Consider the following 19,175-nt stretch of genomic DNA (forward strand, 5'->3'; position numbering starts at 1 on the left):
CCAATTGATCAAGAGGCTGAAAGATGGATTTCAACTTAAATGACGAGCAGGAACTGTTTGTCGCCGGTATTCGTGAACTGATGGCCAGTGAGAACTGGGAAGCTTATTTTGCCGAGTGCGATCGCGACAGCGTCTACCCTGAGCGTTTTGTAAAAGCGCTGGCGGATATGGGCATCGATAGCCTGTTGATCCCGGAAGAACACGGCGGGCTGGAAGCCGGTTTTGTCACCGTTGCCGCCGTCTGGATGGAACTCGGACGTCTTGGCGCACCGACTTACGTGTTGTACCAATTACCAGGCGGTTTTAACACTTTTCTGCGTGAAGGTACCCAAGAGCAAATTGATAAAATCATGGCGTTCCAGGGGACCGGTAAGCAGATGTGGAACTCGGCGATCACAGAACCGGGAGCGGGATCGGATGTTGGCAGTCTGAAAACCACTTATACACGCAAAAATGGTAAGGTTTATCTTAATGGCAGTAAGTGCTTTATCACCAGTAGCGCCTATACCCCGTACATCGTAGTGATGGCGAGAGATGGTGCATCACCGGATAAACCTGTTTATACCGAGTGGTTTGTTGACATGAGCAAAGCGGGTATCAAGGTCAACAAACTGGAGAAACTCGGTCTGCGCATGGATAGCTGCTGTGAAATCACCTTTGATGACGTTGAACTGGACGAGAAAGACATGTTCGGTCGGGAAGGTAATGGCTTCAACCGTGTGAAAGAAGAGTTTGACCATGAACGCTTCCTCGTCGCGCTGACCAACTACGGTACGGCAATGTGCGCTTTTGAAGATGCCGCGCGTTACGCCAACCAACGCGTGCAGTTTGGCGAAACGATCGGCCGTTTCCAGCTGATCCAGGAGAAGTTCGCGCACATGGCGATCAAACTGAACTCCATGAAAAACATGCTGTTGGAAGCCGCATGGAAAGCGGATAACGGCACCATTACCTCCGGCGACGCAGCAATGTGCAAATACTTCTGCGCCAACGCCGCGTTTGAAGTGGTAGACACCGCCATGCAGGTACTGGGAGGTGTTGGTATCGCGGGCAACCACCGCATCACGCGTTTCTGGCGTGACCTGCGCGTTGACCGTGTTTCTGGTGGTTCTGACGAAATGCAGATCCTGACGTTGGGTCGTGCGGTACTCAAGCAATACCGATAGAACGACGCAACCTGTAGGCCTGATAAGACGCCTTAGCGTTGCCATCAGGCAATCAATGCCGGATGGCGGCGCGAGCGCCTTATCCGGCCTACATGGACACCCATAAATGCCAGGAGAAAAATGATGAATCATTTACCAATGCCAGCCTTCGGCCCGCTTTCCGGGGTACGCGTTGTTTTTTCAGGGATCGAAATCGCCGGTCCGTTCGCCGGACAGATGTTCGCCGAATGGGGTGCCGAGGTTATCTGGATTGAAAACGTCGCATGGGCCGATACCATCCGCGTACAGCCTAACTATCCGCAGCTCTCACGCCGTAACCTGCACGCCCTGTCGCTGAATATTTTCAAAGATGAAGGCCGGGAAGCGTTTCTGAAGCTGATGGAAACCACCGATATTTTCATTGAAGCCAGTAAAGGTCCGGCCTTTGCCCGCCGAGGTATTACCGATGAAGTGCTGTGGGAACATAACCCGAAACTGGTTATCGCCCACCTTTCCGGCTTCGGCCAGTTTGGTACCGAGGAGTACACCAATCTTCCGGCGTATAACACCATCGCGCAAGCGTTCAGCGGCTATCTGATCCAAAACGGCGACGTGGATCAGCCAATGCCCGCCTTCCCGTACACCGCCGATTACTTCTCCGGGATGACCGCAACGACAGCAGCGCTGGCGGCCCTGCACAAAGTGCGCGAAACGGGTAAAGGTGAAAGCATCGATATCGCTATGTACGAAGTGATGCTGCGCATGGGTCAGTATTTCATGATGGATTACTTCAACGGCGGCGAAATTTGCCCACGCATGACCAAAGGCAAAGACCCGTATTACGCTGGCTGCGGCCTGTATAAATGCGCCGATGGCTATATCGTCATGGAGCTGGTCGGCATCACGCAAATCAACGAATGCTTCAAGGATATTGGCCTCGCCCACATTCTTGGCACACCGGAAGTCCCGGAAGGCACCCAGCTTATCCATCGTGTGGAATGCCCTTACGGCCCGCTTGTGGAAGAGAAACTGGACGCCTGGCTGGCAACGCACACCATCGCCGAAGTCCAGGCGCGCTTTGCTGAGCTGAACATCGCCTGCGCGAAGGTGCTGACTATTCCTGAACTGGAAGGCAACCCGCAGTACGTTGCCCGTGAATCTATTACTCAGTGGCAAACAATGGATGGCCGCACCTGCAAAGGGCCAAACATCATGCCGAAATTTAAAAACAACCCGGGGAAAATCTGGCGTGGCATGCCGTCACATGGCATGGATACTGCCGCCATTCTGAAAAATATTGGTTATAGCGAAGCAGACATAAATGAGCTGGTCGGCAAAGGCCTGGCCAGAGTTGAGGAATAAACGCGACGCGCTGACCCCTCGATGGTTAGCGCTCACGCCTGATTTCAGTGGATAAAGCAATATGGATATCGTTGGCGGACAAAACTTACGTCAGATGTGGGACGACCTGGCCGGGGTGTACGGAGATAAAACGGCGTTAATTTTCGAATCCTGCGAAGGAGTTGTTCGGCAGTTTAGCTATGCCTCGCTCAATGAAGAGATTAACCGCACGGCAAACCTGTTCCATTCCTTAGGGATCCGCAAGGGCGATAAGGTCGCATTGCATCTGGATAACTGTCCGGAATTCATTTTTTGCTGGTTTGGGCTGGCAAAAATTGGCGCCATCATGGTACCGATTAATGCCCGCTTGCTGGGTGAAGAAAGTGCCTGGATCCTGCAAAACAGCCAGGTAAGTCTGCTGGTCACCAGCGCCCAGTTTTATCCTATGTACCGCCAGATACGGCTGGAAAATAGCACCCCGCTTAATCATATCTGTCTGATTGGCGAACAGCTTCCGGCTGACGACGGCGTGAGTCACTTTACCCAACTGCAATCCCGCCAGTCCACCACGCTGTGCTATACGCCCGCGTTATCCACTGACGATACGGCGGAAATTCTGTTTACCTCAGGCACCACCTCACGGCCTAAAGGGGTGGTAATTACCCACTACAACCTGCGTTTTGCAGGCTACTACTCTGCCTGGCAAATCGCCCTGCGCGATGATGACGTCTACATGACGGTGATGCCCGCGTTTCATATCGATTGTCAGTGTACCGCCGCAATGCCCGCATTCTCCGCTGGCAGCACCTTTGTGCTGCTAGAGAAGTACAGTGCCAGGGCGTTCTGGAATCAGGTGCATAGATATAAGGCGACGGTTACCGAATGCATTCCGATGATGATCAGAACGCTAATGGTGCAGCCTGCTGCACCAACCGACAGACAGCATCACCTGCGCGAAGTGATGTTCTATCTCAATTTATCCGAGCAGGAAAAAGACGATTTTACCGAACGCTTTGGCGTCAGGCTGCTGACCTCCTACGGTATGACTGAAACCATCGTCGGTATTATCGGCGACCGTCCCGGTGACAAACGACGCTGGCCCTCCATTGGCCGCGTGGGATTTAGCTATGAAGCCGAAATCCGCGACGATCACAACCGTCCCCTGCCCGCCGGAGAAATTGGCGAAATCTGTATTAAAGGCGTGCCGGGCAAAACAATCTTCAAAGAGTACTACGCGCAGCCGGAGGCTACCGCCAAAGCGCTGGAACCTGAGGGCTGGTTGCATACCGGTGATTCGGGCTATCAGGATGAGGATGGCTATTTTTATTTCGTCGACAGGCGCTGCAACATGATTAAACGCGGCGGAGAAAATGTCTCCTGCGTCGAGCTGGAAAATATTATTTCTGCGCATCCCAAAATTCAGGACATTGTGGTTGTCGGTATTAAAGATTCGATCCGTGATGAAGCCATTAAAGCATTTATCGTCCTTAATGAAGGTGAAACATTAAGCGAAGCCGAGTTCTTCAGCTTCTGCGAAAACAATATGGCGAAATTCAAGGTTCCCTCTTTTATGGAGATAAGAACCGACCTGCCGCGCAATTGTTCAGGAAAAATAATCAAAAAAAATCTGAAATAACCCTTCCGACAGGAACTCCTCCTGCCGGGAAATCTATTTATCTGGAGATGAACTATGAGTGATTCATTACATCTGACCCGTAACGGCCCGATCCTGGAAATTACCCTCGACCGGCCTAAAGCCAATGCCATTGACGCCAAAACCAGCTTTGCCATGGGTGAAGCATTTCTTAATTTTCGTGACGACCCTGAATTACGCGTAGCGATTATCACCGGCGGCGGTGAGAAATTCTTTTCTGCAGGCTGGGACTTAAAAGCGGCAGCTGAAGGTGAAGCGCCAGATGCCGATTTTGGCCCAGGCGGCTTCGCCGGTTTAACCGAAATTTTCGATCTCGATAAGCCGGTCATCGCTGCGGTAAACGGCTATGCGTTTGGCGGTGGTTTTGAATTGGCGCTGGCAGCGGATTTTATTGTCTGCGCAGAAAATGCCAGCTTCGCACTGCCGGAAGCCAAGCTCGGGATCGTGCCTGACAGCGGCGGCGTACTGCGTCTGCCTAAGCTGCTGCCACCGGCAATCGTCAACGAAATGGTGATGACCGGCAGACGAATGAGCGCCGAAGAAGCGCTGCGTTGGGGCATCGTCAACCGCGTTGTCAGCCAAGGCGAACTGATGGATAGCGCGCGTGAACTGGCGCAGCAGTTGGTCAATAGCGCCCCGCTGGCTATCGCCGCACTGAAAGAGATCTATCGCACCACTAGCGAAATGACGGTGGAAGAAGGCTACCGCTACATCCGCAGCGGCGTGCTGAAGCACTATCCATCTGTACTGCATTCGGAAGATGCGCTTGAAGGTCCGCAGGCGTTTGCCGAAAAACGCGACCCGGTGTGGAAAGGTCGTTAATGTGCCGATGCCGGATAGCGATTCGCTTATCCGGCAATAAAACCGAGATAAAACGATGAGCTACTACGCCTTTGAGGGCCTGATTCCGGTGGTACATCCGGATGCCTTTGTCCATCCCAGCGCCGTGCTGATTGGCGATGTCATAGTGGGTGCCGGAGTTTATATTGGCCCGCATGCGTCATTGCGCGGTGACTATGGTCGCTTGATCCTGGAGGCAGGTTCTAATTTGCAGGATGGCTGCATCATGCACGGCTACTGTGACACCGATACCATCGTGCATGAAAACGGACACATCGGCCATGGCGCAATCCTGCACGGTTGCGTGGTGGGCAGAGATGCGCTGATCGGCATGAACAGCGTCATTATGGACGGCGCAGTGATTGGCGAAGAGAGCATTGTCGCCGCCATGAGCTTTGTCAAAGCCGGATTTCAGGGAGAGGCAAGGCAGATGCTGGTTGGCTCACCCGCTCGCGTATTGCGTGAAGTCACGGACCAGGAACTGCACTGGAAACGGCTAAACACCAAAGAGTATCAGGATCTTGCAACTCGCTGCCACACAGGTCTACACGAAACGCTGCCCTTAACGCGGGTCGAAGAAAACCGGCCACGCCTAAAAGGCACAACGGACGTAAAACCCAAATCAGCACAATAATTGATGCCGGATGCGCTCACGCTTATCCGGCCTACGCGTCAATCACCGTTTATGCCGCCATCAGGCAAACTGATTATTAGCGACGCATACTCTTGGAGAGCATCATCTGCCATTTCTGCTCACGGTTGAGCTCTGTTGGAGGAACGGCAGACAGGCGTGGCGTTTTCGCCATGCTCACCTTTTTCTCCTGCAAATTGTGATTCAGTCGGCTGTAGAGATGAGAGTCAATACTCACGACTTTTACCAGACGCTGGCACTGACAGCCTCGTCCTGCAATCTGGTTAGGGATCATCTTCACTTCACAAACAATTTCCCCCACTTCCGACAGAATATAAGAGAGCGTATTAATTGCTTTGCAGTGCTCGATATCAAAATGGCGGGAAATTTCCTTTGCGGTGATCCAACGATCCTCGGCCATCATCCAGTCAGCAATTAACAAATAAAGCGGTCTTTCAACATATTTTTCACACATAAGCACACCATTTTCACAAATTAAAAATCTGGCTACGGCCTGTCCAAATTAATAAAAACTAAGCCATATTAAAATTGTGGATATAAAGGATAGTATGCGACTTGAATGTTGATTAGTGTGAGCAATATCGTGCTTATTACATTGAAAATGTGGTTACGGAAACGGACTTGTCCAGGAATGACCTTACGCAAGACAAAAAAAGGGTTTCTTTACAGAAACCCTTTCAAAATTATATTACAGGTCCGGTTAGAGCAATATTCACCGGACCTTTTGTTTATTACTTTTTGATCTGCGCGTGCATTTCCTGCACCGAGGTTACCTTCTCGGTGGCATCGGCATTCAACGCCATCGCTGTGGCGAAACCGCCGTTCAGCGTTGTGTCATAATGCACTTTGTACTGCAGCGCGCTGCGGCGAATCAGCTTGGAGTCTTCAATCGCCTGACGACCTTCGGTGGTGTTGATGATATAGGTGTACTCGCCATTCTTGATACGGTCCTGAATGTGCGGACGACCTTCATGCACCTTGTTCACCAGACGTGGATTGATACCCGCTTCACCCAGCACAATCGCGGTCCCGTGCGTCGCATCCAGCTCGAAGCCAAACTTCAGCAGTTTCGCTGCCAGGTCAACCACGCGCTCTTTATCGCCTTCGCGAACGGAGAGCAGCGCACGACCCTGTTTTTTCATGGTGGAGCTGCTGCCCAGCTGTGCCTTGGCGAACGCTTCCGCGAAGGTTCGGCCCACGCCCATCACTTCCCCGGTAGAGCGCATTTCTGGCCCTAACAGCGGGTCAACGCCCGGGAATTTGTTGAACGGCAGCACCACTTCTTTTACCGAGTAATACGGCGGGATAACTTCTTTGGTTACGCCCTGCTGTGCCAGCGTTTTCCCGGCCATCACGCGCGCCGCGACTTTCGCCAGCGGTACACCAGTTGCCTTGGAGACGAACGGAACGGTACGCGCTGCACGCGGGTTCACTTCAATCAGGTAAACTTCGTTATTCTTCACTGCAAACTGGACGTTCATCAGACCGCGAACCTGCAGTTCGAAAGCCAGTTTCTGCACCTGTTGGCGCATCACATCCTGAATTTCCTGGCTCAGGGTGTAAGCAGGCAGAGAACATGCGGAGTCACCGGAGTGCACGCCCGCCTGTTCGATATGCTCCATGATGCCGCCAATCAGCACCATTTCACCGTCGCAGATAGCGTCCACATCCACTTCAACCGCGTCATCAAGGAAACGGTCCAGCAGTACCGGCGCATCGTTAGAAACGCTGACTGCGGTCTGGAAGTAGCGACGCAGGTCGGCTTCGTCGTAGACGATTTCCATCGCGCGACCACCGAGAACATACGACGGACGCACTACCAGCGGGTAGCCAATCTCTTTCGCCTTCTCAACAGCCTGTTCGATAGCCGTTACGGTAGCATTCGCCGGTTGTTTCAGCTTCAGACGGTCAACCGCCTGCTGGAAACGCTCGCGGTCTTCCGCGCGGTCGATGGCATCCGGGCTGGTACCGATAACCGGTACACCTGCCGCTTCCAGCGCACGCGCCAGCTTCAGCGGGGTCTGTCCGCCGTACTGTACGATGACGCCTTTCGGCTTCTCGATACGAACGATTTCCAGTACGTCTTCCAGCGTGACCGGCTCGAAGTACAGGCGGTCGGAGGTGTCGTAATCAGTTGAAACGGTTTCCGGGTTACAGTTGACCATGATGGTCTCGTAACCGTCTTCGCGCAGCGCCAGCGAGGCGTGTACGCAGCAGTAGTCAAACTCAATGCCCTGACCGATACGGTTTGGACCACCGCCCAGCACCATGATTTTATCGCGGTCAACGGACGGGTTCGCTTCGCACTCATCTTCATAGGTGGAGTACATGTAAGCGGTGTCGGTGGCAAATTCTGCTGCACAGGTATCCACGCGTTTGTAGACCGGGTGCAGATTGTACTGGTCGCGCAGTTTGCGGATTTCCGCTTCGCGAACGCCGGCCAGTTTCGCCAGACGCGCATCGGCGAAGCCTTTGCGCTTCAGTACGCGCAGGAAGTCAGCGTCGAGGCCGTTGATGCCAAGGTCGGTGACTTTTTCTTCCAGACGTACCAGCTCTTCGATCTGCACCAGGAACCAGCGGTCGATGTTGGTCAGGTTGAACACGCCATCGACGGACAGGCCAGCACGGAAGGCATCGGCGATGTACCAGATACGCTCAGCGCCAGCGTCTTTCAGCTCGCGACGGATTTTAGTCAGTGCTTCCGGGTCGTCCAGGCTTACTTTCGGGTCGAAGCCGGTCGCGCCCACTTCCAGACCGCGCAGCGCTTTCTGCAACGATTCCTGCTGGGTACGACCAATCGCCATCACTTCACCGACAGATTTCATCTGCGTGGTCAGGCGGTCGTTAGCACCAACGAATTTCTCGAAGTTGAAGCGTGGTATTTTCGTCACAACGTAGTCGATGGACGGTTCAAACGAGGCCGGAGTACGACCACCGGTGATGTCGTTCATCAGTTCGTCGAGGGTGTAACCTACGGCCAGCTTGGCGGCAACTTTCGCAATCGGGAAGCCGGTAGCTTTGGACGCCAGCGCCGAGGAGCGGGACACGCGCGGGTTCATCTCGATGACAATCAGGCGACCGTTTTTCGGGTTTACCGCAAACTGGACGTTAGAGCCGCCGGTTTCTACGCCGATTTCACGCAGTACCGCCATCGAGGCGTTACGCATGATTTGATATTCTTTGTCGGTCAGCGTCTGGGCAGGTGCTACGGTGATGGAGTCACCGGTATGGATGCCCATCGCGTCGAAGTTTTCGATGGAGCAGACGATGATGCAGTTGTCGTTTTTATCACGCACCACTTCCATCTCGTACTCTTTCCAGCCAATCAGTGATTCATCAATCAGCAGCTCGTTGGTTGGGGAAAGATCCAGACCGCGTTCGCAGATTTCTTCGAACTCTTCGCGGTTGTAGGCGATACCGCCACCGGTGCCGCCCATGGTGAAGCTAGGGCGGATAATGCACGGGAAGCCAACGTCAGCGGCAACCGCCAGCGCTTCTTCCATGGTGTGAGCGATGCCTGAACGTGCGGTGTCGAGACCAATCTTCTTCATCGCGATATCGAAGCGACGACGGTCTTCTGCTTTATCAATGGCATCCGCCGTTGCACCAATCATAGTCACGCCGAACTCAGCCAGTACGCCCTGGCGTTCCAGTTCCAGCGCACAGTTCAGCGCTGTCTGACCGCCCATGGTTGGCAGCACCGCATCCGGGCGTTCTTTCTCAATAATTTTGCGTACCACTTCCCAGTGAATCGGCTCGATGTAAGTGGCATCGGCCATTTCCGGGTCGGTCATGATGGTTGCTGGGTTGGAGTTCACCAGAATAACGCGGTAACCCTCTTCACGCAGGGCTTTACACGCCTGCGCGCCGGAATAGTCAAACTCACACGCCTGACCGATAACAATCGGACCCGCGCCCAGAATCAGGATACTTTTTATGTCTGTACGTTTTGGCATGGCTCTTTTACTCCTGATTATTTCGCGGACTGACGGTATTGCTCAATTAACTCGATAAAGTGGTCGAACAACGGTGCTGCGTCGTGCGGACCCGGACTCGCTTCAGGGTGCCCCTGGAAGCTGAACGCCGGTTTATCGGTACGATGAATCCCCTGCAAGGTGCCGTCGAACAGTGACTTGTGGGTCACGCGCAGGTTGGCAGGCATTGAGGCTTCATCTACAGCAAAACCGTGGTTCTGCGCGGTGATCATCACGGTGTTGTTATCAATATCTTTTACCGGATGGTTGCCGCCGTGGTGGCCAAACTTCATCTTAATGGTCTTCGCACCGCTCGCCAGCGCCAACAGCTGATGGCCGAGGCAGATGCCAAATACCGGAATATCGGTTTCGAGGAATTTCTGAATCGCGGTAATTGCGTAGTCGCACGGCGCCGGGTCGCCAGGGCCGTTGGACAGGAAGATACCGTCCGGATTCATCTTCAGAACGTCTTCTGCTGAGGTTTTCGCCGGTACAACCGTCAGGCGGCAGCCGCGGTCCGCTAACATACGCAGAATGTTACGTTTGGCGCCGAAATCGTAAGCCACTACGTGGAACGGCATTTCATCGGCAGATTTCGCTTCCGGCAGGTCACCGGCTAGCGTCCAGCTCCCCTGCGTCCAACTATAAGGCTCCGCGGTGGTCACTTCTTTCGCCAGATCCATACCGTTCAGGCCTGGGAAAGCTTTTGCTTTTTCCAGTGCCAGCGCCGCATCCGGGTTATCGCCCGCGATGATGCAGCCGTTCTGTGCGCCCTTTTCACGCAGCAAACGCGTCAGCTTACGGGTATCGATATCAGCAATCGCCACAATGTTATGGCGCTTGAGGTAAGAAGAGAGGTCTTCAGTATCGCGGAAGTTGCTGGCAATCAGCGGCAGGTCGCGGATGACCAGGCCTTGCGCATGTACCTGAGAAGATTCTGCATCGGCTTCATTGGTGCCGACATTACCGATATGAGGATAAGTAAGAGTGACGATTTGGCGGGAATAGGAAGGATCAGTGAGGATTTCTTGATAACCGGTCATTGAAGTATTGAAAACGACTTCCCCAACCGCCGAACCTGTTGCCCCTATGGCCCGACCGTGAAACTGGGTTCCGTCTTCCAGAACCAATAGCGCTGACTTAATCAAAACACCCTCCAGAGAATATTCACTCACTTTATTTGCATATTAATTCATTAACACCTCATGAATCAATGCAAATTTGCTTACCTATGGATTTCTGGCAAACGGCGGCATTCTAGAGATAGCTCACACAAAAGTCTACCCAAAAGGGCTTTTTTTATTATTATTTTGCGCCACTGGGATAAATCACACGATTTAACAGGCAAAAAGATCAGCTAACTCAGGGTGGAAAACGCTTGCGGCAGGCAAAGAGTGTAAAAACAGAATGCGGGAGAGAAAAAAGTGGACCATTTGGTCAAAATTTACATTGAGATAACAGAATAACCCAACAAAACACGGAAAAATAACCAATTAAAAGAAAAAACACATTCAGAAGCTAAAAATAAAAGGGCAATAAAATATTGCCCTATGTAATCAAATAATTATGATTACAATAACCACATCACGAAGGGTAATTAAAGCTACAAATTGCGTAAATCAAGCACATCTTTCATATCAAAAAGACCATTTGACTTTGATTTTAGCCAAATTGCCGAACGCACTGCGCCATTGGCAAAAGTCATGCGGCTGGACGCTTTATGCGTGATCTCAATACGCTCGCCAATATCAGCAAACATCGCGGTATGCTCACCGACGATATCCCCCGCCCGCACCGTGGCAAAACCGATCGTGCCCGGTACGCGCTCGCCGGTGTAACCTTCACGCGAATAGACGGCACACTCTTTTAAATCTTTATCCAGCGCCCCGGCAATCGCCTCGCCCATCGCCAGCGCAGTGCCTGACGGTGCATCAACTTTATGGCGGTGGTGAGCTTCAATAATCTCAATATCGGTGTAATCGCCCATCACTTTCGCCGCCTTCTCCAGCAGCTTAAGCATAACGTTCACGCCGACGCTAAAGTTCGCGGCGAAAACGATCGCAATCTCCTGCGCGGCATCACGAATAGCCTGTTTACCGGCATCGTCAAAGCCGGTGGTGCCAATCACCATCCCTTTACCGTGCTGGCGGCAAAACGCCAGATGCGCCAGCGTGCCTTCCGGGCGAGTAAAATCGATGAAAACATCGAAATCATCTTTCACCGCGTCAAGGCTGCTTTGCACGGTAACGCCCGTTTTTCCGGCCCCCGCTAATTCTCCGGCATCGCTTCCCAGTAAGGACGAGCCTTCGCGCTCTAACGCCGCACCAAGCTGTACGCCTTCCATGCCGAGAGTGGCCTGAATCAACTGACGCCCCATGCGTCCTCCGGCTCCCGCGATGGCAACGCGGATTTGTGCATCATGCATAGCTATTCTCTTTTGTTAATTTTACGTAAATCGTTTTCAGATTAACCAGCACAACGCTGCGCCGCCAGCCGAAAACGTCGATAATTAGAATTTAATGATAAACAGGCAGAGATATCAGTAAAAGGCATGACGATCAGCTAAAACCACATGATTCTCTGACCACCAGCGCAGGCGGCAGAATAATACGTTTCGGTGGTTCGTCATTTCCCTGAATGCGACTATAAAGCAGTTCCCCGGCCTTGCGACCTATCTCTTTTGCCGCCACCGACACGGTGGTGAGCGCAGGTTGAACCAGCGCCGCTTCAGTGATGTCGTCGAACCCCACCAGCGCAAAATCATGCCCAGGTTCGCGCCCCATTTTACGTAATGCCTGCATGACCCCAAGCGCCACGATATCCTGGTAACAAACGGCGGCGGTAATTTGCGGGAAGCGCAGAAGAAGCGACTCCGCCACTTTTGCGCCGTCAATTTGGCTGGCCTGCGTCGCCACTATCCATTCCGGATTCGGCGATATTCCGTACTCCAGTAACGTGCTGGTGAATCCACCGATACGCTGCGCCCGGCTCCCGGAACTTGGGCTCCCCCCAATAAACGCAATATTCTTGTGCCCCATTTTGACTAAATGGGTAGTGGCCATTTGCGTACCGAGAAAGTTATCAGTGCCCACAAAATCAAAATCAGGATCGCTAAGGGGACGAACCACCATGATGGCGGGAATATTGCGCCTTTTCAGCGCTTCAAAGAAGGAGGTCGGCGTTTCGCGCGCCGCGCAGAGCACCATGCCGCAGGCATTATTGCGCATCAACGAGTCGACAAATTTTTGCTGCCGTTCTCCTGATTCTTCGCTGTTTGCCAGAAACAGCAGCAGGTCATGCCGCTCCATCTCATGGCTCAGCCCTGCCGTCATCTCACCGTAAAAAGGGTTAGTGATATCGTGTAACAACAATCCGACCTGATTACTGCTCCGGTTACGCAGGTTGGCGGCGGTTTGATTATAAACGTAGCCGGCATCGTCCAGCGCTTTGAGCACGCGGTCACGCGTGGCCTGAGAAATACGCCCCCGGTTACGCAATACCATTGAAACGGTTGCCGTGGAGACTCCCGCGCGTTCCGCTACCTGCGCCAACGTGACTGTTGTCATGACTTCTCCTGATTTATTACGAAGGTTAATCGAATAACCGAAATCTTGTCTTTTTACGTGTGATTCACATCACGCTAACGCGCTTTTCACCGCACGGGATTCTGATTATGGCGGGTTAATCGCGTTAACCACTCTATGAAAATAAGGTTAATCGATTAATCTTAAATAAGCCAACACGGAGACAGAAAATGCATACAACCTATAATAAATTCCCTGAGGTTAACGTTCAGGGCTATGACAACCACGCCTGGCAGGGTTGGTCGTCGATCCATTCAGTGATTAACACCAGGATTTCTGGCGCAACCAAAACCGTATTGATCGTGGATTGCTATCCGGGCGTGCGGCTTGAAGAGTTGGAGCAACAGCTCGTGACGACATTAGATGCCGCACTGGTGTTGAATATTGAATCCGCCCGCCGCGATGAGCAGGCCCTGCATGATTTACTGGCGCGTAACCTGACCGACGATCGCGTATTCGGCGTGCTTTCCTGTCATCACCTGGATGAATTTTTTGATAGCGACAAACTCAGCCTGCTACGCCAACAGATTGATGCCGTTAGTGAAGGGCTGGTCGTGGTATACGGCTCTGGCGCTGCATTGGCGCACCCGGGTGACGTGCTGGTTTATGCTGACCTTCCGCGCTGGGAAATTCAGCAGCGCATGCGCCATGACGGGCTGGGTAACTGGGGGGCAGAAAACCAGGATGAAGATATTCTTCGTCGTTACAAACGTGCTTTTTTCATTGAATGGCGGGTATTCGACAAACACAAAACGCCGTTACTCAAACGCGCCGATTATTTGCTCGATACCACGGTAGAAAATAGTCCCGCGATGGTCAGCGGCGACGCGCTACGCGCCGGTCTGCAACAAACCACCCAACAACCGTTTCGCGTTGCCCCTTTCTTTGACCCAGGCGTCTGGGGCGGGCAATGGATGAAACAACACTTCGATCTCGATCCCTCAGCCCCCAATTACGCGTGGTGTTTTGATTGCGTGCCCGAGGAAAACAGCCTGTTACTGCGTTTTGGCAACGTGCGGATCGAGATCCCCTCTCAGGATCTGGTGCTGACCTGTCCCCGTCCCCTGCTGGGCGAAAAAGTTCACGCGCGCTTTGGCGCGGAATTCCCGATCCGTTTTGATTTCCTCGACACTATTGGCGGCCAGAATTTGAGCTTTCAGGTTCATCCGCTCACCGAATACATTCAGCAGCAGTTTGGCATGCACTATACCCAGGATGAGAGCTATTACATTCTCGAAGCCGAGCCGGATGCCGTAGTGTATCTCGGCACCAAAACCGGGATCGCGCCGCAGGATATGCTCGACGATCTCCGGGCCGCAGGGCGTGGTGAAAAAACGTTTGATGATGAACGATTCGTGAATCAGATCCCTGCGCATAAACACGATCACTTCCTGATCCCCGCCGGAACCGTCCACTGTTCGGGAGCTGGCACCATGGTGCTGGAGATCAGCGCAACGCCGTATATTTTCACCTTCAAACTGTGGGACTGGGGTCGCTTAGGGTTAGACGGCTTACCGCGTCCGGTGCATCTGGATCACGGTCAGCAGGTTATTGACTGGCAGCGTGACACGCAATGGGTGCACGACAACCTGGTCAACCGTATTGAACCTATCGCTGAAGGAGAAGGTTGGCGAGAAGAAAGAACCGGAATGCACGAACGCGAGTTTATCGAAACGCGTCGCCACTGGTTTACGGCACCGGTCACTCATCATACCCATGGCGGCGTAAACGTCCTGAACCTGGTCGAAGGAGCTCAGGCCGTTGTTGAAAGCCCGAGCGGCGCGTTTGCCCCGTTTGTCGTCAACTATGCAGAGACCTTTATCATTCCAGCCGCCGTTGGGGAGTACCGCATTTCGCCGTTTGGCAAAGGCATCGGTCAACAGCTCGCCACGATTAAAGCCTGGGTCAGAGGATAAGCGCATGATTAACGTTATTGTTGCCACCCATGGTCCCCTGGCGGAAGCGCTTCTCGCCAGCGGTCGTATGGTTTACGGAGAATTACCGCATGTTTATCCCGTCACGCTGAGTGAACAGGCAGGTATCGAAGGGTTTAAACAGACGTTCTCTCAGGTTCTCGCAAGTGCCGGGAAAGACGCTGACGGCGTTCTGGTGTTGTGTGACATGCAAAGCGGTACGCCGTGGAATGTCGCCTGCCATCATGCGTTTTCTGCACAAACGGTTCCTCCCGTTGCCGTTGTGGCGGGAGTCAATTTCCCAATGTTGTTACAAAGCGAAGAGATCTGCCATTTAACGGACGTTCATGCCGCAGCCGTCGAGCTGCTGGCGTTGACGGTACCCACGCTGATTAAAGCCGCCCCGGTTTTATCCGTTCAGTCCGACGATTTTTAAAGGAAACCACTATGAGTATTTCTTTTGTACGTATCGATGACCGCGTAATCCATGGGCAGCTCGTGACACGTTGGGCCAAAGAGCTGCCCTGTGACGGAATTGTCGCTATAGACGACGCCGTCGCGGCCGACCCTCTGCTCTCTTCGGTGATGAAAGGCGCTGTACAGGACACCAAAGTCTGGTTGTTTGATACGGCCACCGCGATTGAAAAACTGCCAAAAGTCATTGCCAGCGAGAAGCGTTATTTTGTCATTGGTAAATCCCCCGTGACGCTGAAACGCATTGAAGAAGCGGGTATCAGCCTGAAAAATGCCAACGGCAAAATTAATGTGGGTCCAATGAGCGCCCGTGCTGATACCACCACCATCGGCCCGAATCAGTCTGTCAACGGGGATGAAATTGCCGCTTTTGACTGGCTAACGCAGCATGGGCACTTGGTTGAGTTTCGCCTGGTGCCTGATGCCAGTTGCTACAGCTGGCAGGACGCACGTCAGAAGCTGAAATAAGGAGCGCACGATGATTATCGAAGCTACGTTGATTGGCATACTTTGCTATCTCGGCGCCCTCAGCAGTCCCTGGCTGCTGGGACTGACCGGCGGCTGGTACCTGATCACCCGCCCGCTGATTTCCGGAATGCTGGTCGGGATTATTCTCGGCGACATTAAAACCGGGATCATGATTGGCGTTGCGGTTCAGGCGGTGTATATCGCGATGGTCACGCCCGGCGGTTCAATGCCCGCCGACCTCAACTTTGTCGCTTACCCGGCAATTGCTTTAGGGATCCTTTCCGGAAAAGGACCCGAGGTCGCGGTCGCGCTGGCGGCCACCATCGGTATCGCCGGAACCATTTTGTTTAACGCGATGATGGTACTGAACTCTTTCTGGAACCACCGGGCAGATGTGGCGCTGGAACGGGGCGATGAACGCGGTATTTACCTGAACAGCGCCGTCTGGCCACAGGTGACAAACTTTGTCCTGCGTTTTGTTCCGACCTTTATTGCGGTCTACTTCGGGGCGCAATACATCAGCGGCTTTATGGACAGTTTGCCGAAAATTGTTCTGTCGACGATGAACGTACTGGGCGGCATTTTACCCGCCGTCGGGATCGCGATTTTGCTCAAGCAGATCATCAAAAACTACACCATGCTGATCTACTTCCTCGTCGGTTTTGTCTGCATCGTCTTTTTAAAACTCAACATGGTCGCGCTGGTGATCGTCGGTTCACTGCTGGCGTTGATCCATTACAACTACAAACCGGAACCGCCGCAGGCCGCGAATGCAAAGTCGGTAGCCGATGATGATGAGGATGAATTCTAATGGAAGAACGTACACTTACGCGTAAAGATCTTCGCCGCTGTTGGCGCGCATGGATGATGCACAACTTGTCATCGATGAGCTTTGAACGTCTGGAATCTTTTGGCTTTTGTCTGAGCATGCTTCCGGTGGCGAAAAAGCTCTATCCCGACGCAGCCCAACGTACTGAAATGCTGCGCCGCCACGCCTCGTTTTATAATACGGAACCTCAGATAGGCGCGATCGTAAATGGCATGGTGCTGGGGCTGGAAGAGAAAAAAGCGAACGGTGAGCCGATCGATGGGGAGACCATCAATACCCTGAAAGTTGGTCTGATGGGCCCTATTGCCGGGATCGGCGATTCAATGATCCCTGGCATGCTGATCCCTATCCTGCTCAGCATCGGTATGGCCCTGGCGGCCGGCGGTAATATTCTGGGGCCGCTGTTTTATACCGTTGCCTGGCTGGCAATCATTATTCCCGGCTCGTGGTTCCTGTTCCTGAAAGGCTACAAGATGGGTTCCGGCTCGGTGGAAATGCTGGTGAGCAGCAAGTCTGCCCGTCTGCGTGAAGCGTTATCGCTGCTGGGCGTGTTTGTCATGGGGGGCGTAGCGGCAAGTTACGTTAAGCTTGGCACCGGGCTGGAATTTATCACCAAGGATGGGGTGAATATCCATGTTCAACAGATGCTGGACGGTATCTTCCCGCAGTTACTGCCGCTGATTGTGGTACTTGGTACCTGGTATCTGATGGCCAAGCGTGGTGTGTCGCCAGTGAAAGCGATGATTTTACTGTTGATACTGGCCGCCCTCGGCGTCGCCACGGGCCTGTTTGCGGGGTAGTGCCTGTCATTTGCCGGATGGCACGTACGCTTATCCGGCCTACTGTACTGTGCCGCGTTTTTCAGTTTGTAGGCCAGACAAAATCAGTACCGGGGCTATGGCCCCGGCTCTTTATGGGTGAAAGTTTTGCCACAGCTCGGGATGCTTGTCCGGGCGCGAGATAAATTGAAAACGCGCCGGTTCCTCAACGAATTGCTGGTAAACAGGTGCGGAAGTAATCGAGAACTCCGTATATTGTCGGGGCGTTACGGCCTGCAGTCGTCCGGGAATGTAACGCGGATTATGCTGCCAGATAACGTTGTTTCCCTGCAGTAACGGGTACCACGCCAACCCTTTATGCGCACGCACGGCATCGTACTCAAAACCATATTCACGATCGCACCACGCGCCAAAGGTTAACGGGACATCCGGATCTGCGGATATGGTCGCATGCCCCCAACCGGGTGGTACCAACACTTTCTCACCGGGTCCGGCGATTACAGCAAAACAGCGGCCTGGGTCGTCCTCAACATACTCCTGCATATAGATTATCGCTTTTCCCTGCCAGATTTCGTACAGCTCCGGCGGGGACCAGCCGCTGTGCTGGCTGATACGATGAATATGTCCCTGACTACGCACCGGCTCTTCCCCCAACCGTCCCGCCGCATAGGTCACCACGCCAAATAACAGCATCCGCTTTTTCAACTCTTCGCGATCCTGCATTCGCGCCACATCCATCGCAATGGCATACACCTCTTGCGGCCCCTCACAATGCGGATCGCGCAGCGAGGCGCGGATGTCATCGAGTTGCCGAATTTCCGGCATCGGCCCGGTAACCTCATCCCCATAGCTAAAACCAAGCGGGTGATGATGAACCGTCATATCGAGGCCGTAAGAATGCGCTAAGTTAGCCATTCTGTACCTCCTTCGCCTGAACCCTCTTATTTTCCTCAAAGACTCTTATTCTGAAGCCCCTGGCGAGCGCCGCATAATCATGTCCCGCAATCCCTGGCCATACGGCGAGCGCCGACAGCACCTCTTCCCCGGTATTGATTAACCGGTGCGCGGTAAAGCCGGGGATAATGTGGACGGATCCGGCGAATACCTTTTCCAGCCTCGCGTCGCCCTGTTCGGTTTGCAACAGCAGCAAACCGGTGCCACGCAGACCAAAATAGACTTCCCCCTGTTCGCGACGCGCATGGAAATGCCCGCGGGTCATAAAATACTCGCAGCCGACCCGGCCAGGATAAAGATGGGTAACGCCGGTGTAGAGTTCACCTTCAGCGGAAGACGTATCCAGCATCTCAACGTCATACACGACATGCTCGCCAGCCAACTGCTGACGGGCGTTTTCATCGGCAAAAACGTCAGTAAGATCCTGAATACGGGTAGATTTGCGCAATAACGGGCCATCGGCCAAAGCGCCGCTTGCCCACGCCACCTGCGGTGGCTGGATAAAAGAAAGGTTCATATGTGTCTCCGGCCCGAGGAGAACAACAGGATCAGATTAGCAGATTAATCG

17 protein-coding genes are annotated in these 19,175 nt (G+C 53.3%); 10 read left to right on the forward strand and 7 right to left on the reverse strand.

Features of this window, described 5'->3' with window-relative positions:
- Positions 1-23 precede the first annotated feature (23 nt).
- From caiA to caiE, 5 genes are all read left to right on the forward strand, one after another.
- Positions 24-1,166, forward strand: a complete 1,143-nt coding sequence (gene caiA / locus JQN59_RS19445) for a crotonobetainyl-CoA dehydrogenase (protein WP_003018898.1) — start codon at positions 24-26, stop codon at positions 1,164-1,166.
- 123 nt (positions 1,167-1,289) lie between these two features.
- Positions 1,290-2,507, forward strand: a complete 1,218-nt coding sequence (gene caiB / locus JQN59_RS19450) for an L-carnitine CoA-transferase (RefSeq protein WP_003018901.1) — start codon at positions 1,290-1,292, stop codon at positions 2,505-2,507.
- A 61-nt stretch (positions 2,508-2,568) separates the two neighbouring features.
- Positions 2,569-4,122, forward strand: a complete 1,554-nt coding sequence (gene caiC / locus JQN59_RS19455; protein ID WP_048214963.1) for a crotonobetaine/carnitine-CoA ligase — start codon at positions 2,569-2,571, stop codon at positions 4,120-4,122.
- A 54-nt stretch (positions 4,123-4,176) separates the two neighbouring features.
- Positions 4,177-4,962 carry a crotonobetainyl-CoA hydratase gene (caiD, locus tag JQN59_RS19460; RefSeq protein WP_008786162.1) on the forward strand — a complete coding sequence of 262 codons (786 nt, stop codon included), beginning with the start codon at positions 4,177-4,179 and terminating at the stop codon, positions 4,960-4,962.
- Positions 4,963-5,017: 55 nt separating this feature from the next.
- Entirely contained in the window at positions 5,018-5,614 is a 597-nt protein-coding gene (gene caiE / locus JQN59_RS19465) for a carnitine operon protein CaiE (protein WP_103285785.1), read from the forward strand.
- A 76-nt stretch (positions 5,615-5,690) separates the two neighbouring features.
- Here caiE and caiF read toward each other — a convergent pair whose 3' ends face one another.
- From caiF to JQN59_RS19490, 5 genes are all read right to left on the reverse strand, one after another.
- Entirely contained in the window at positions 5,691-6,086 is a 396-nt protein-coding gene (gene caiF, locus JQN59_RS19470) for a carnitine metabolism transcriptional regulator CaiF (RefSeq protein WP_003829705.1), read from the reverse strand.
- A gap of 277 nt (positions 6,087-6,363) precedes the next feature.
- Positions 6,364-9,588: a carbamoyl-phosphate synthase large subunit gene (gene carB / locus JQN59_RS19475; protein ID WP_003829707.1), complete on the reverse strand. Its 3,225-nt coding sequence runs from the start codon at positions 9,586-9,588 to the stop codon at positions 6,364-6,366.
- Positions 9,589-9,605: 17 nt separating this feature from the next.
- The gene (gene carA, locus JQN59_RS19480; protein ID WP_003829709.1) at positions 9,606-10,754 is read right to left on the reverse strand and encodes a glutamine-hydrolyzing carbamoyl-phosphate synthase small subunit; all 1,149 of its coding nucleotides are present in this window, start codon (positions 10,752-10,754) and stop codon (positions 9,606-9,608) included.
- Positions 10,755-11,209: 455 nt separating this feature from the next.
- Positions 11,210-12,031 (reverse strand): 4-hydroxy-tetrahydrodipicolinate reductase, encoded by an 822-nt coding sequence (dapB, locus tag JQN59_RS19485; RefSeq protein ID WP_048214967.1) that lies wholly within the window; start codon positions 12,029-12,031, stop codon positions 11,210-11,212.
- A gap of 133 nt (positions 12,032-12,164) precedes the next feature.
- On the reverse strand, positions 12,165-13,172 hold the full coding sequence (locus JQN59_RS19490) for a LacI family DNA-binding transcriptional regulator (protein ID WP_048214968.1): 1,008 nt from the start codon (positions 13,170-13,172) through the stop codon (positions 12,165-12,167).
- A gap of 188 nt (positions 13,173-13,360) precedes the next feature.
- Between JQN59_RS19490 and JQN59_RS19495 the strand changes: the two genes are divergently transcribed.
- The 5 genes from JQN59_RS19495 to JQN59_RS19515 are packed head-to-tail and all read left to right on the forward strand — an operon-like array spanning position 13,361 to position 17,674.
- Entirely contained in the window at positions 13,361-15,106 is a 1,746-nt protein-coding gene (locus tag JQN59_RS19495; RefSeq protein ID WP_048227119.1) for a class I mannose-6-phosphate isomerase, read from the forward strand.
- Between the two features lie 4 nt (positions 15,107-15,110).
- Positions 15,111-15,539 carry a PTS sugar transporter subunit IIA gene (locus JQN59_RS19500; RefSeq protein ID WP_048214970.1) on the forward strand — a complete coding sequence of 143 codons (429 nt, stop codon included), beginning with the start codon at positions 15,111-15,113 and terminating at the stop codon, positions 15,537-15,539.
- A gap of 11 nt (positions 15,540-15,550) precedes the next feature.
- Positions 15,551-16,045 carry a PTS system mannose/fructose/N-acetylgalactosamine-transporter subunit IIB gene (locus JQN59_RS19505; protein WP_003837349.1) on the forward strand — a complete coding sequence of 165 codons (495 nt, stop codon included), beginning with the start codon at positions 15,551-15,553 and terminating at the stop codon, positions 16,043-16,045.
- A 10-nt stretch (positions 16,046-16,055) separates the two neighbouring features.
- Complete coding sequence (locus JQN59_RS19510) at positions 16,056-16,856, forward strand: PTS mannose/fructose/sorbose/N-acetylgalactosamine transporter subunit IIC (protein ID WP_048214971.1); 801 nt, start codon at positions 16,056-16,058, stop codon at positions 16,854-16,856.
- The gene (locus tag JQN59_RS19515; protein WP_016151643.1) at positions 16,856-17,674 is read left to right on the forward strand and encodes a PTS system mannose/fructose/sorbose family transporter subunit IID; all 819 of its coding nucleotides are present in this window, start codon (positions 16,856-16,858) and stop codon (positions 17,672-17,674) included. Before JQN59_RS19510 ends, JQN59_RS19515 begins: the two co-directional genes overlap by 1 nt.
- A gap of 111 nt (positions 17,675-17,785) precedes the next feature.
- On the opposite strand, the gene JQN59_RS19520 is transcribed toward JQN59_RS19515, so the two are convergent.
- Both JQN59_RS19520 and JQN59_RS19525 read right to left on the reverse strand, forming a co-directional pair.
- The gene (locus tag JQN59_RS19520; RefSeq protein ID WP_149607605.1) at positions 17,786-18,568 is read right to left on the reverse strand and encodes a glucose-6-phosphate isomerase family protein; all 783 of its coding nucleotides are present in this window, start codon (positions 18,566-18,568) and stop codon (positions 17,786-17,788) included.
- Entirely contained in the window at positions 18,561-19,124 is a 564-nt protein-coding gene (locus tag JQN59_RS19525; RefSeq protein ID WP_149607604.1) for a glucose-6-phosphate isomerase family protein, read from the reverse strand. Before JQN59_RS19525 ends, JQN59_RS19520 begins: the two co-directional genes overlap by 8 nt.
- Between the last annotated feature and the right edge of the window lie 51 nt (positions 19,125-19,175).

The organism is Citrobacter sp. B72 (assembly GCF_016894305.1).
Taxonomy (GTDB): Bacteria; Pseudomonadota; Gammaproteobacteria; order Enterobacterales; family Enterobacteriaceae; genus Citrobacter; species Citrobacter portucalensis.

Bases quoted from the DNA above. Each gene is read 5' to 3' on its own strand.
- caiA (WP_003018898.1), top strand. From the start codon at position 24: ATGGATTTCAACTTAAATGACGAGCAGGAACTGTTTGTCGCCGGTATT.
- caiB (WP_003018901.1), top strand. From the start codon at position 1,290: ATGAATCATTTACCAATGCCAGCCTTCGGCCCGCTTTCCGGGGTACGC.
- caiC (WP_048214963.1), top strand. From the start codon at position 2,569: ATGGATATCGTTGGCGGACAAAACTTACGTCAGATGTGGGACGACCTG.
- caiD (WP_008786162.1), top strand. From the start codon at position 4,177: ATGAGTGATTCATTACATCTGACCCGTAACGGCCCGATCCTGGAAATT.
- caiE (WP_103285785.1), top strand. From the start codon at position 5,018: ATGAGCTACTACGCCTTTGAGGGCCTGATTCCGGTGGTACATCCGGAT.
- caiF (WP_003829705.1), bottom strand. From the start codon at position 6,086: ATGTGTGAAAAATATGTTGAAAGACCGCTTTATTTGTTAATTGCTGAC.
- carB (WP_003829707.1), bottom strand. From the start codon at position 9,588: ATGCCAAAACGTACAGACATAAAAAGTATCCTGATTCTGGGCGCGGGT.
- dapB (WP_048214967.1), bottom strand. From the start codon at position 12,031: ATGCATGATGCACAAATCCGCGTTGCCATCGCGGGAGCCGGAGGACGC.
- JQN59_RS19490 (WP_048214968.1), bottom strand. From the start codon at position 13,172: ATGACAACAGTCACGTTGGCGCAGGTAGCGGAACGCGCGGGAGTCTCC.
- JQN59_RS19495 (WP_048227119.1), top strand. From the start codon at position 13,361: ATGCATACAACCTATAATAAATTCCCTGAGGTTAACGTTCAGGGCTAT.
- JQN59_RS19500 (WP_048214970.1), top strand. From the start codon at position 15,111: ATGATTAACGTTATTGTTGCCACCCATGGTCCCCTGGCGGAAGCGCTT.
- JQN59_RS19505 (WP_003837349.1), top strand. From the start codon at position 15,551: ATGAGTATTTCTTTTGTACGTATCGATGACCGCGTAATCCATGGGCAG.
- JQN59_RS19510 (WP_048214971.1), top strand. From the start codon at position 16,056: ATGATTATCGAAGCTACGTTGATTGGCATACTTTGCTATCTCGGCGCC.
- JQN59_RS19515 (WP_016151643.1), top strand. From the start codon at position 16,856: ATGGAAGAACGTACACTTACGCGTAAAGATCTTCGCCGCTGTTGGCGC.
- JQN59_RS19520 (WP_149607605.1), bottom strand. From the start codon at position 18,568: ATGGCTAACTTAGCGCATTCTTACGGCCTCGATATGACGGTTCATCAT.
- JQN59_RS19525 (WP_149607604.1), bottom strand. From the start codon at position 19,124: ATGAACCTTTCTTTTATCCAGCCACCGCAGGTGGCGTGGGCAAGCGGC.